Below are 12,025 nucleotides of genomic sequence, written 5' to 3'. Positions count from 1 at the left end.
GGACTTTTCGTCGCTTTAATGTTGGTTGCGGCGCTTAGGTATAAGCGCACCGAACCCACTTATTGAGGCTGATTGTGAACATAATACCGATGTCCAACAAATAATTTTATCGAGATATCCGATACCACTTTGTGTATACGAAGTGTCTGCCCACATTCGGAACTTGGTGTGACTTCCGCCGTAATAAGTCGGCAGTGAAGACCGCTTTTTTCTGCTAGCTGATAACGGTAACCTCAATTCCACCAGAACACTCGGCGGTTGCCCATGCAGCGGGCGCGTGTCGCGCGAGATCTCAGTGAAGCCCGCCAGTTCGCACACGACGGCAGTAAAGATATTGCGGCTCTTACGCTTGCAGGCTCAGTTTTCCGAGATCACGCCGACCTCAACGATGAGTCGCACGCCGTGCACGGCCGTAGCCGATGCGCATGCCGCCGGTTCGGCATGCCCGGTTTCAGTTTTCAGCTCCCTGGCTGTCGACCATCGCGCTGACGAAACCCGAGGCCGTGCCGGGCGAAGTTTCGATCAGCACAGAGAGCTCGCGCTCGCCCTGACCCGGCGGCAGCCGCAGACTGAATTCGCGCGCTCCCGCGTCGTCCTTGCGGCCCAGTAGCTTGTCGTCCAGCCAGATCTCGGCCTTGCCGCTGAGCTGCTCGAACCGCAGCCAGTCGCCACTTTTCTGCGTTTCGGCATAGGGCGTGAAACGGACACGCTGCTGCCGCCACGACGCCTTGTCATCGGTTTCGATGCGGCCGACGCCGAGCCAGGCCCAGGAGTTCATGTCGTTGTCGAGCAGGCGGACATGCGGATCGGGGCGCGAGGCCGAGAACGGCGAGCCGCGCCAACCTTCCAGCACCAGCTGCGCATTACCGGCCGGCACCGCCGGCGGCGGCGATACGGCTGCGACGCCGATCTTCAACTTGGCCGCGCGCAGGCCCGGCGCGCTCGCGCTCAAGCGCAGCGCGCCATGGCCGCCCGGCTGTGACTGCACGATGACCTGCGCCAGACCGTTGAACAGGCTGCGCAGCGTACCCTTCTCCGGCTCGTGCGAGTTGGGATCGCCGTTGCCCAGGCCGATGATGCGGCCGTTGTCGATCGAGAACTCGACCCCTAGATTCGCAGTCGGTACCGGCCGGCCGCGCGCATCGAGCGCCTGCACGGTGACTGGCAGCGCATCACGGCCATCGCCGGCCAGCGTGCGGCGGTCCGGCAGCAGCTGCAGGCGCACCGGCTCGCCGGTGGTTTCGACGATCTGACGCGCGATCACCTCGCCGTCGCGCTTGGCCAGCGCCTCGAGCCGCCCCGGCGCGTAGGGCACCTGCCAGTTCGGCATCGTGTAGCGGTCGACGGCCTGTTCCGACACCAGGCGGCCGTTGAGGCGTAGTTCCACGCGCTCGGCGTTGGTCATCACCATGACCTTGATCGGCTGGCCCTCGCGTCCGGCCCAGTTCCAGTGCGGGAGCAGCTGCAGGATCGGGCGGTCGTCGATCCACTGCGCCTGATGTAGCCAGGCCGCGGCTTTCGGAAATCCGGCCAGGTCGAGCATGCCAAAAAAAGAACCGGCCGAAGGCCAGGTGAACGGCGTCGGTTCGCCACGATAGTCGAAGCCCGTCCAGACGAATGTGCCGGCGACGAAAGGCCGCTCGGCGATCGCCTTCCAGGCCGCGCGGTGCGTCGCGCCCCAGCTCGACGGCTCCTCGTCGTAGGAATTCATGACGTGCTTATCGAGATCGGTCTGGTAGGCGCCGCGCGTCATGAACGACGAGGTGTCCTCCGAGCTGAACATCGGCAGCTTGGGGTTGGCGGCATGGAAACGGTCGTACTCGTTCTGCTGGTAGTTGAAGCCGACCACATCCACCGCCTGCGACACGTTGGCTGTGGCGAACACGCCGTCGTTCATCGCCGCCGTCACCGGCCGCGTAACGTCGAGACGCTTCACCGCGGCGCCCATGCGCCGCACCATCTCGTAGCCGATCTCGGTGCCCTGCACCGGCTCCTCGTTGAACACCGACCACAGGAACACACTCGCACGGCTGCGATCGCGCCGCACCAGCCATTCGAGCTGGCGCATGGTGTCGTCGCTGGTGTTGAAATTGCGGTTCTCGTCCATCACCAGCAGGCCCAGGCGATCGGCCGCGTCCAGCATCTCCTTGGCCGGCGCGTTGTGCGCGGAGCGGATGGCGTTGACGCCCAGTGCCTTGAGCTCGCGCAGCCTGAATTCCCACAGCGAGTCCGGCACGGCGACGCCGACACCGGCGTGATCCTGGTGCAGGCACACGCCCTTGAGCTTCAGCGGCCTGCCGTTGAAGAAGAAGCCGCGATCCGCATCGAAATGGAAGTAACGGAAGCCGACGTCCACAGTATTCTCGTCGATGACCGCGCCCGCCTGCCGCACACGCGTGCGCAGCTGGTATAGCGCGGGATCTTCGAGCGTCCACAGGCGCGGCGCATCGACCGCGAACTCAAGCTTCGCAGCGGCCTGATCGAATAGGCCGACGTTCGCCGCGCCACGCACGCTCGCCACGGTCTTGCCTTGCGCGTCGAGCAGCTCGGCCTCGATCTCGGCCTGCGCAGCGGCCTTGCCGGCGTTGGCCAGTGTGACTTCCACCGGCACTCGCCAGCGGCCGTCTTCATCGCGACGCGGCTGCGCGTAGACACCGTCGGTGACGATATGCAGCGGCGCGCGCTTGACCAGCCAGGCATGACGATAGATGCCGGCGCCCTCGTACCACCAGCCTTCCATCGGCTCGGCATCGACGCGCACCGCGATGGTGTTCTGCTCGCCGCCGTACTTCGCCATCGGCGTGAGGTCGATGTAGAACGAGTTGTAGCCCGAGAAATTGCGCTGCACCAGGCTGCCGTTGAACCACACCGTGGCGTGCGTGGCGATGCCGTCGAACTGCAGCTCGATATGGCGTCCGCGGTCGGCGGCGTCGAGCCGGAAGTTGCGCCGGTACCAGCCGACGCCGCGCGGGCGATAGCCCTGCGACACATTGGCCTTGGGATCGAACGGGCCTTCCACCGCCCAGTCGTGCGGCAGGTCAAGCTGGCGCCACTGCGTGTCGTCGTACTGCGGAGCCGCCGCACCCCAGGCGCGGCCGGCCTTGGCGTTGGCGTAGCTCATGCCGTGGCCGCGGATTTCCGGCGGCGCTATGTCGCCCAAATGAAAGCGCCAGCCGGCGTCGAGCGATAGCGTCTCGCGTGGTAGCGGCGCAGCAGACACTTCGACCGGCAGGCTCACAACGAGCAGCCCCAGCAGCAGGCCGCGCGGCAGGTAAAGGCTTGCAAGCATCGCGATGTACGAAAGCATTTTTTGATTGGTCCTGCCGTGCAACCAACGCGCGATAGACGAGCGCCTGGGTTTTTTGAATCGATGTTCCGGATCTTCGAGTTGCCCTCACCGAATCCTCGTCGAAGGCGACGTTCACGCCGAAGCCGCTCTGCACGCGGAACGCGATGCCCGGCATGGCGCGGATGTTGTCCGCCGGCGACCTGCTGCAGGCGCCGAGCAGTCGCAGGCGCTCGGCGGAGAATCCGACGCTTTGCGGCTCGGCGACCGGGATCTCTCCGACCAGCGAAGCACTGGCGCCGGCCGACCGCCACAGCAGGCAGAATGAAGCCAGCCAGCGCTGCGGACGCGTGCTCATCGTCCTCAGCCGCCGATGCGGATTTCGGCCGTCAGCGGCGTGCTGTCGGAGGCGTTGCCGACGTACACCGTGTAGCGGCCCGCATCGACCTGCCAGTCGTTCTTCTTCACGTCGAAATAAGCGAAGGCGCGGCGGTCGAGCGTCAGGCTGACGCGCTGCGTCGCACCGGCGGCCAGCTGCAGCTTGCTGAAGCCCTTGAGCTCGCGCGCCGGACGCTTCACCTTCGGCGACTTCTGGCCAACGTAGATCTGAGCGACCTCGGCGCCTTCGCGCGCTCCGGTGTTGGTGACGTCGAAAGCCAGCGTCACGCTGCCATCGGCGGCCGGCTTGCCGACGTCGAGCTTGTCGAACTTGAAGCGGGTGTACGACAGGCCATGGCCGAAAGCGAACAGCGGCTGCGGTTTCTTCGGCTGGCTTGCATACCAGCGGTAACCGACGAACACGCCTTCGCCGTAGCGCACGCGCGGTTTTTCGCCGTCCTTGTGCGGCGGCGCGTAGTACCAGTCGTGCGTCGGGTTGTCCTCCCAGCGGCGCTCAAAACTCATCGGCAACTTGCCGGACGGTGAACGCGCGCCGAACAGCACTTCAGCCAGGGCCTGTCCGCCTTCCTGGCCGGGGTACCAGTTCTGCAACAGCGCCGGAATCTGCGGCAGCCAGGATTCGGTGGCGTAAGCGCCGCCGGACGTGACCGTAACCACGGTCTTCGGGTTGACTGCGGCCACCGCCTTGATCAGGGCTTCCTGGCCCCAGGGCAGATTGAAAGTGCGATCGTAGGCTTCGCTTTCCGAAATCGCATCGAAACCGACGGTGACAATTGCGGCATCGGCCGCCTGCGCCATTTTCAGCGCCTCCGGCGTGATCAGGCCCGCCACCGGCGCCACACCCAGGCCGATGCGTGGGTAATCAACGTCAGGCCGGTAATCGAGGGTTACGGTGACTGGCTTGCCGGCTTCCAGCACCTGTGTGGCGTACAAGGGCGCCTGGCCTTCGCGACGCGGCTGGTCGATCAGCTTCTTGCCGTCCACCGTCAGCGTATAGGTGTCGAAGCTCGCAGCCGCGGTCAGAAACAAGTGCTCGCCGCTGACGGCCGGCACGTAGCGGCCGGTCCAGCGAATGCTGCGGCGCTGCTTCGTCGAAGGCGTCCACAACTCGTGTTTCCACGATTCCAGGCGCCACGACGATTCGCTGCTCACTGCCTTGCCGGCGAAGTCGGGATTGTCGAACACCTCCATGCGCAGGCCGGGCTGGCCGGCCTCGGTGACGAAAGTGGTCTGCTTGAAGATGTCTTTCTCGGTCGGCAGGCCGGCGCTGTACAGCACGCGCACGTCTTCGCCCAGGTAGCGGCCGATGCCCGTGAGCAAGCTCACCGGCTCCAGCGGCGTGATCTTGGAGCTGCCGCCCGCAGTCGCTGTCGCCGGCCATGCGCGCGGACCGATCACAGCGATGCTCTTGAGCTTCTTGGGCTGCAGCGGCAGCAGGCCGCCGTCGTTCTTCAGCAGCACGATCGCCTCGCGCGCGGTATCGAGCGCGATTGCGCGATTGTCTTCACCGAACAACGGGATCGTCGGATCCTTCTGCTCGCGATCGAGAAAGCCGAAGCGCGTCGCCACGCGCAGAATGCGCCGAACTTTGTCGTCGAGCGTGTCCATCGTCACGCTGCCATCGGCCAGTGCCTTGAGCATCGTCTCCGGATTCATCGCCTTGCCTACCGGCATTTCCAGATCGAGTCCGGCATTGGCGGCCTTGACGCCGTCGTAGGCCGCCTCCCAGTCCGACATGAAGATGCCGTCGAAGCCCCACTCGTCCTTGAGGATGCCGCGGCTGATGCGGCGGTTCTCGCTGAGGTAGTCGCCGTTGACGAGGTTATAGCTGCTCATCACCGCGCCGACCTGCGCTTCCTTCACCGCGGCTTCGAAGGCCGGCAGGTAGATCTCGCGCATGGCGCGATCGTCGACGAGGCTGTCGAGGTTGCGGCGGTCGTATTCGGAGTTGTTGGCGATGAAATGCTTGACCGTGGCGACCACGCCCTGCTCCTGCACGCCGCGGATCACCGGCACCACCATCTTCGCGGCCAGGTACGGGTCTTCGCCGTAGTACTCCATGTTGCGGCCGTTCATTGGCGCGCGGTAGATGTTGACGCCGGGCGCCAGCCAGAAATGCACGCCGCGGGCGCGCGCGTCGCGGCCGATGGCGCCGCCGAAGCGTGCGGCAAGCGACGGGTTCCAGCTCGCCGCCAGACCGATGCCCCCGGCGTAGGCGGTGGCAGCTCCGCTGCCGCCCACGCCGTAGGGACCGTCGGACATCCGCAGCGGTGGCAGGCCGATCTCCGGCACGCCGCGCACGTAGAAACCGTCGGTGCCACCGATCAGCGCGATCTTCTGTTCGACGCTCAGCTTGTGCAGCGCGGTATCGACGCGCCGCTCGATCGCCGCCTGGTCGGGGGCGACGGACTGCGCGCCCACCAGCAAGGGAAACGCCAGCGAAACGGCCGCGGCGCAACGGAGAATGCTTCTGTTGATGCGCATGTTTCGACCTTCAGTAGTTGGCGAATCGCACCCGCAGTGCCTGCGGGATATCGGTGAAATTGAGTCCGTGGTCGGTCTGATCGCCGTTCCAGGCGCGCACGACTTTCCATTCGCCGTTTTCGTAGCTGACCTCCTCGACGCGGATCATCGTGTAACGGTCCTTGTTGTTGGTGCCGGGGCCGAAGCCGACGCGCACGTGTAGGCCGGTCAGCAGGTACTCGTTCGGAGCGAGTTCGGCAACGATGGCGCCGCCGATGGGCTGCGGGTTTCCCTTGGGCGGATCCGAGCCGAGCTGCGGCCGGCCGTAGGTCAGATAGGCCTTGTAGCGCCCGAGGTCGAGCACCTGCTCCTGCGTACCGTCGTCCGGTTCTCCGGCACCCCAGACCTTGCCCTCGTAGATCAAGCGCGCCAGCTCACCGGCGAACGGCGCGACCAGGCGGTAGTTCGCGGCGAAGGGCTCGACGCTTTCAGCATCGACTTTCTTCGCGCCCAGCGGATAGTTGGAGTAACCGGTGAAGTCCGTGCCGAACGGCGCGAAGCCGATACCGCCGTGACCCAACGTCGAGAAGAAATAGCGCGCGTACGGCAGGTCGTTGCCGATCTCGGGGACGAATAGCGGATTGTCGCTGCGCGTGTAGCGCTCCATCACCGCCGCCACCTTGGCCGACTCGCGCATGTAGATGTCCGGTGCCAGCACGTCGAGAGCCGGCGCGGCCGCCTTCCAGACATCGAGCACGTTGTCGGTGGGCCCGCCGCTGGAGTATCCGCTGCCCGGCAGCCCCGGATGGAAGGGATCGCGCAGCGCGACATTGGCGTACATCGGAAGCCCGTACTCGGCCTTGCCGGCGGTGGCGACGGTATTGATATAGCTCGCGATCGACCAGGCGTGGAAGAACTCCGCGGCGTCGTTGCCGAACACCTGCGGCCAGGTACCGGGCTGCTTGTTGAGCTTCTGCAGCAAGGCCTGCGGCACCGCGGCGTTGAACAGCTTTTCCGCGGCGGGCGAATAATCACGGTCGCTGCCGTAGGTAGCGGCTTCGTTCTCCACCTGCACCATGATCACGGTGCGCCGCGGATCGGACTTCTTCAGGTGCCGCATCAGTTCGACGAAAGCCTTGCGGTCGGCAGCAAGCGCGGTCTCGGCGTGCGGCGATATCGAGTTCAGCGTCCAGCCGTTCTTGGCCACTACACGCGGAAAGCGCTGGTGGTCGAGATCGGCCCAGTCCGGCATGTAGGCCGGGCCATTGTTCTTCCAGGTCGCAAACCACAGCAGCACCAGGCGCATGTGGCGCTCGCGCGCCTGCGCCAGCAGCGTGTCCACGTATGAGAAATCGAAGCGCCCTTCCTCAGGTTCGATCTGTTCCCAGGCCACCGGGATTTCCAGCGTGTTGGCGTGCATCTGTTCCAGCGCCGGCCAGACCTTGGGTAGCATCGCCGGATAGTTGCTGGAGTTGTTGGCCTGCGCACCGAGCATCAGGAACGGCTTGCCGTCCACCATCAGCGCGTAGCGGCCGTTGTCGCCGACGAGTTGGGGGATCGGCGCTTCGGCAGCGTTGCTTCCACGCGACGCGGCGCTCGGCACCAGCTTTTCCACAGTGCCCGCATCGCCGGCCGGGCGGCTGCAGGCAGCCAGGACCAGAATTGCGGACAGCGCCGCATGCCTGAGCGAGCGCAATCCCGCTGCACCATCACATCGCATCATCGAGTCTCCTGTTTCGTTTGTTGCGGCAGCGTCGCTCGCGTCCTCTCTGCCCGGAACGGCGAGGCCGGCAGCCCGTCGCGGTTGATCAGGTCCGCCTGCTTGGGATCGTCATTCCAGGCGTAGCGCAGCGCCTGCGGCTGCACGACGGCTTCGCTGCTGACGACGACAGCGCCGCCGTCGATCAAGGCTTGCGCCGGATGAAAGTGGCCGTCGGCACCGGACAGCTCGAACCCGTGGACGGCGCGTCCACCGCCGCGCACCGCCAGCGCGCTGTGCTGCAGATCGAAAGTGATCCGCGCCTTGGTATCGTCGAACGTCGCGGCACGAAATACCGGGCCGGAATGGACCAGGCTCTCGCCGTAGGCGACCGCGCGCGCCGCCAGCGCCAGACGGCGCCCGACTTCCTGCTTATTGCGCGGATGGATGTCGTTGGATTCGCCGATGTCGATGGCGAGTGCCTGCGCGGTGGCAGGCAACGCCAGCGCCGCGGACTGCGACTCGCGCAGTACCGCCCACGGGCTTTCTCCGGCGGTATCACCCCCGGAATGGAAGCCAGCGAGCTGCACCCACAGGAACGGCAGCTGCGGCGCGCTCCAATCCGCACGCCATCCACGGATCATCGAGGCGAACAGGTCGCGGTAGCGGAAAGCGGCGCCGGGATAGGCATTGGCCTCACCCTGGTACCAGATCGTTCCGCGCAGCGCATACGGCTGCAGCGGACGGATCATTGCGTTGTACAGCGCCGTGTCGACCTGATTGATGTCGTCCTGTGTTGAGGACAGGCGGACATCGGCAGTGCGGAATTTCCACTCGCCTGCGAGCGAACGCAGCGGGCCGCCCGCCGCCCGCAGATAGAGTTGCTCGGCGCTGCCGGCCATGCCGCCGCCGGCGCCCAGATCTGTCACCTGCACCGCGATGGTATTGCGCCCCACACGCAGCGCGGCGGCCGGCACCCGGTAGACGCGCGGCACATTCCAGCTCGCGTCCATGCCGCCGACCGGCTGTCCGTTGACCCAGACCCGATCGGAATCGTCGATCTGTCCCAGGCCGAGCGTCAGCTCCCCTTTGGTTTCGGGCGCGCTCAGCTCGAACGATTTGCGATACCAGGCTACGCCGTCCATGCCGGCGTAGCCCTGCGTCTCCCACTGCGCCGGCACGGAGATACCGGCCCACCCGGACTCTTCCAGCGCGGCCGCAGCCCAGGCCTCGGGCGACGGCGGTGCCGTGTTCCAGGCCGCGATCCGCGCGCGGGTCTGCGTCGCCGCCTGCGCCGCCGCCGCCCCCTTGGCCCGTATCTTTTCAGCCGCCACGGTGGCGTCCGCGCCGAGCATGCCGGCGCTCATCCAGGCTTCGATCGCGCTGCCGCCCCAGGTGCTGTCGACGATGCCGATCGGCACACGGGAATCACGTGTGCGCAGCTCGCGCGCGAAGAAATAACCGACCGCTGAAAAGTCACCCGCGTTGCCAGGCGAAGCGGCCCGCCAGTAGCCGCCGGCCAGTCGCGGTTCGGGCTTGTCCGACCAGGACCTGGGCACCTTGAAGTGGCGGATGCCGGCGTCGCCCGCACGAGCGATCTCGGCCCGCGCGTTTTGCGCCTTCGCTACCGGAAATTCCATGTTCGACTGACCCGAGGCCAGCCATACATCGCCGACCAGCACGTCGCGCACTCTCAGCGTTTCGCCGCCGCGCTCGGCGACGCTCAATTCATAGGGGCCGCCGGCCGCATGCACGGGCAGTTCGACGCGCCATTCGCCGCTTGACGAGGCATGGGTCTTCGCCGTGCCGCCATCGAAAGTGACTGTGATCTGGCTGCCGGGTTTGGCCCAGCCCCAAACCGGCAGCGGCTGGTCGCGCTGGAGCACGGCGCCGTCCGAGAACAGCAGCGGCAGCTCGGTCGCGTGAGCCGGAATCAGCGGCGCGAACACCCAGCCGGCGAGCACCAGCGGCAAGCTGCGAATGAAAACCGGCAGCTCCCGGTTCATCGCTGCTTCTCGTAGAAGTCGTGGATCACTTGCCACGCCAGCTTCTTGTCACCGCCTTCGGACAGCAGCCCCTTGCGGTTGTAGCCCTGCTGGAACGGATGTAGCCGCACCGGCGAGCGGAAATCCATCAGCACCCACGGCACGGTGCCGCTCAGGAACGGGATGCGCCGCAGCATGCGAAATTGCTTGCGGTAGAACTCAGCCTGGAATTCTTCGTTCCAGGCGCTCGCCACATCGTCCGAGCCGTGATTACCAAGACGCGCTTCGGCGCCGAACTCACTGATCAGCATCGGCTTGCCCGGCGCCACCCACCGCACCTGCTCCGGCTCGACTGGCCAAGGCGTATACCAGCCGAAATACTCATTGATACCGATCACGTCGATGGCGCTGAACAGCGGATCGCCGACCACGGCCTTGCCGTCATGGATGCCGGGACCGAAGAAAGCCGCCGCCACCGGGCGCGTCGGATCCAGCTGCCGTGCGCGCGCCGCCAGTGCCGTCAGCGCCGCGTTGCGCACCTCGCTGGGAAAGGTCTCATTGGCGATGCCCCAGAACGCAACCGCAGCACGGTTGCGGTCGCGACCGATCATCTCGGCGAGCATGGTTTCCAGCTTGGCCTGCATCGCGGGCGCGGCGAAATCGATGCTCTGGTAGACCGGCAGCTCCTGCCACAGCAGGATGCCCATGCGGTCGGCGAGCCGCGACAGGTACTCGTTGTGCGGATAGTGCGCGAGGCGCGCGAAGTTCGCGCCCAGCTCGCGCACGCGCTCGAGCATGCGCTGCGCATCCGCCTCGGAGCAGGCGCGGCGGCCATCGATCTCCTCGTGCAGGTTGACGCCGCGCAGGAACAGCGGCTTGCCGTTGAGCAGGATCTGGTCGCCGCGCACCGTCAGGCGACGAAATCCGATCTCTTCTTCCAGCGCGTCCTGCGGCGTGGCGAAGCGCACGCGGTACAGCTTCGGCTGCTCCGGCGACCAGGGTGTGATGTTCGCGTCGAAGGCAAACGGCGCATAGCCGCTTGCATCGGTCTTGACGCGCAGGTCCACGCCCAGTTCGTCGATGCGCAGCCGCACTTTCTGCTGCGCCGCCGTGCCGGCGACGCGGACCCAGCCCTGCACGCGGCGCGGCGAATCCGGCGCCAGCTGGATGAAGTAATCCTGGACGTACGTGGCCGGCGTTTCGACCAGATCCACATCGCGGGTCAGGCCGCCGTAGTTGAACCAGTCGTATCCCGGACCCGGCACGCCGTCATGGCGGCGCTGGTTGTTCACATGCACGAGCAGGTGGTTCTCGCCGTCGGCAAGCAGGCCTGTGATTTCGAACTGGAACGGCGTAAAGCCGCCCTCGTGACTGCCGAGCGGCTTGCCGTTGAGAAACACGTCAGCGCGATAGTTGGCGCCGCCGAAATGGACGAACAGGCGCCGCCCGGCGCGAGCCGCAGCAGCGGCGTCGTAGCCGAAGCTCTTGCGATACCACACCGAGCCTTCGAGATACATCAGCTCCGGACGCTGGGTGTTGAAGTCGCCCGGCACCTGCAGCGTGTTGGAATCGTCGAAGCCGTATTCGTAGAAGTCGGCCTTGCCGGTAGCGACGCGATCCTTCCCCACTGCCTTCCAATCACCGATGCCGGAGGCATAGGGATCGACCAGCGCCTGCCAGCTGCCGTTGAGGCTGCGCCGCTGGCGTCCGGGGAGGTTGGTCAGCACGGAAGCGTCGGTAGCCGGGGCTGCGGCAACGACCACTCCCGCGCCCTGCTGCTGCCCAGGCATTGCGGTGTAGCCCTGTGCAGCGGCCAAGCACGGCAGGCACGCCAGCAGCGCGAGCCAGTGCCAGGGCTTCAGGGCCGACATGGCAGCACCGCGCCGCATGCACGATGCGGCGCGCTTATGGTTCTCACATCCTCCTCCGTCGCAGCTGTTCGGTTCTGGCGGACGGCCGCTTTAAATGCCGGCGCTTTTGTTGGGTATTGCGATCGACATCGCGATCACAATCGCCAAAATTATGTTACCGGTAACAATATAGGGCGGGCTTTCGATCACGTCAACCCGATGCTCAGCGGTGAAAATGGCGGCGATGCGAACCATCGGGCCGCCGAAGAACGCATCCGGATCTCGCCTGATCGGCGAATGCCCTGGCGAGCTGCGCTGAACTGCCAGGAGCACAAGAAGATTC

General features: G+C 65.9%; 6 protein-coding genes. All 6 read right to left on the bottom strand.

Annotated features, from left to right (window positions below; translation table 11 throughout):
- Positions 1–451: 451 nt before the first annotated feature.
- Positions 452–3,307 (bottom strand): beta-galactosidase GalA, encoded by a 2,856-nt coding sequence (galA, locus tag ACQZF9_RS08935; protein WP_428312886.1) that lies wholly within the window; start codon positions 3,305–3,307, stop codon positions 452–454.
- Positions 3,308–3,649: 342 nt separating this feature from the next.
- Positions 3,650–6,169, bottom strand: a complete 2,520-nt coding sequence (locus tag ACQZF9_RS08930) for a beta-glucosidase H (protein ID WP_428312885.1) — start codon at positions 6,167–6,169, stop codon at positions 3,650–3,652.
- Between the two features lie 10 nt (positions 6,170–6,179).
- Positions 6,180–7,868 carry a DUF5597 domain-containing protein gene (locus ACQZF9_RS08925; protein WP_428313397.1) on the bottom strand — a complete coding sequence of 563 codons (1,689 nt, stop codon included), beginning with the start codon at positions 7,866–7,868 and terminating at the stop codon, positions 6,180–6,182.
- Positions 7,868–9,853: a sialate O-acetylesterase gene (locus ACQZF9_RS08920; protein WP_428312884.1), complete on the bottom strand. Its 1,986-nt coding sequence runs from the start codon at positions 9,851–9,853 to the stop codon at positions 7,868–7,870. Before ACQZF9_RS08920 ends, ACQZF9_RS08925 begins: the two co-directional genes overlap by 1 nt.
- Positions 9,850–11,703: a glycoside hydrolase family 2 protein gene (locus ACQZF9_RS08915; RefSeq protein ID WP_428312883.1), complete on the bottom strand. Its 1,854-nt coding sequence runs from the start codon at positions 11,701–11,703 to the stop codon at positions 9,850–9,852. Before ACQZF9_RS08915 ends, ACQZF9_RS08920 begins: the two co-directional genes overlap by 4 nt.
- Before the next feature lie 90 nt (positions 11,704–11,793).
- A complete protein-coding gene (locus tag ACQZF9_RS08910; protein ID WP_428312882.1) occupies positions 11,794–12,015 on the bottom strand; it encodes a hypothetical protein in 222 nt (73 codons plus the stop codon).
- Positions 12,016–12,025: the final 10 nt, after the last annotated feature.

The organism is Hydrocarboniphaga sp. (assembly GCF_965279055.1).
Lineage (GTDB): Bacteria > Pseudomonadota > Gammaproteobacteria > Nevskiales > Nevskiaceae > Hydrocarboniphaga.
The sequence above is the reverse complement of the archived record's forward strand: the minus strand, read 5'-3'. Positions and strand labels throughout refer to the sequence as shown.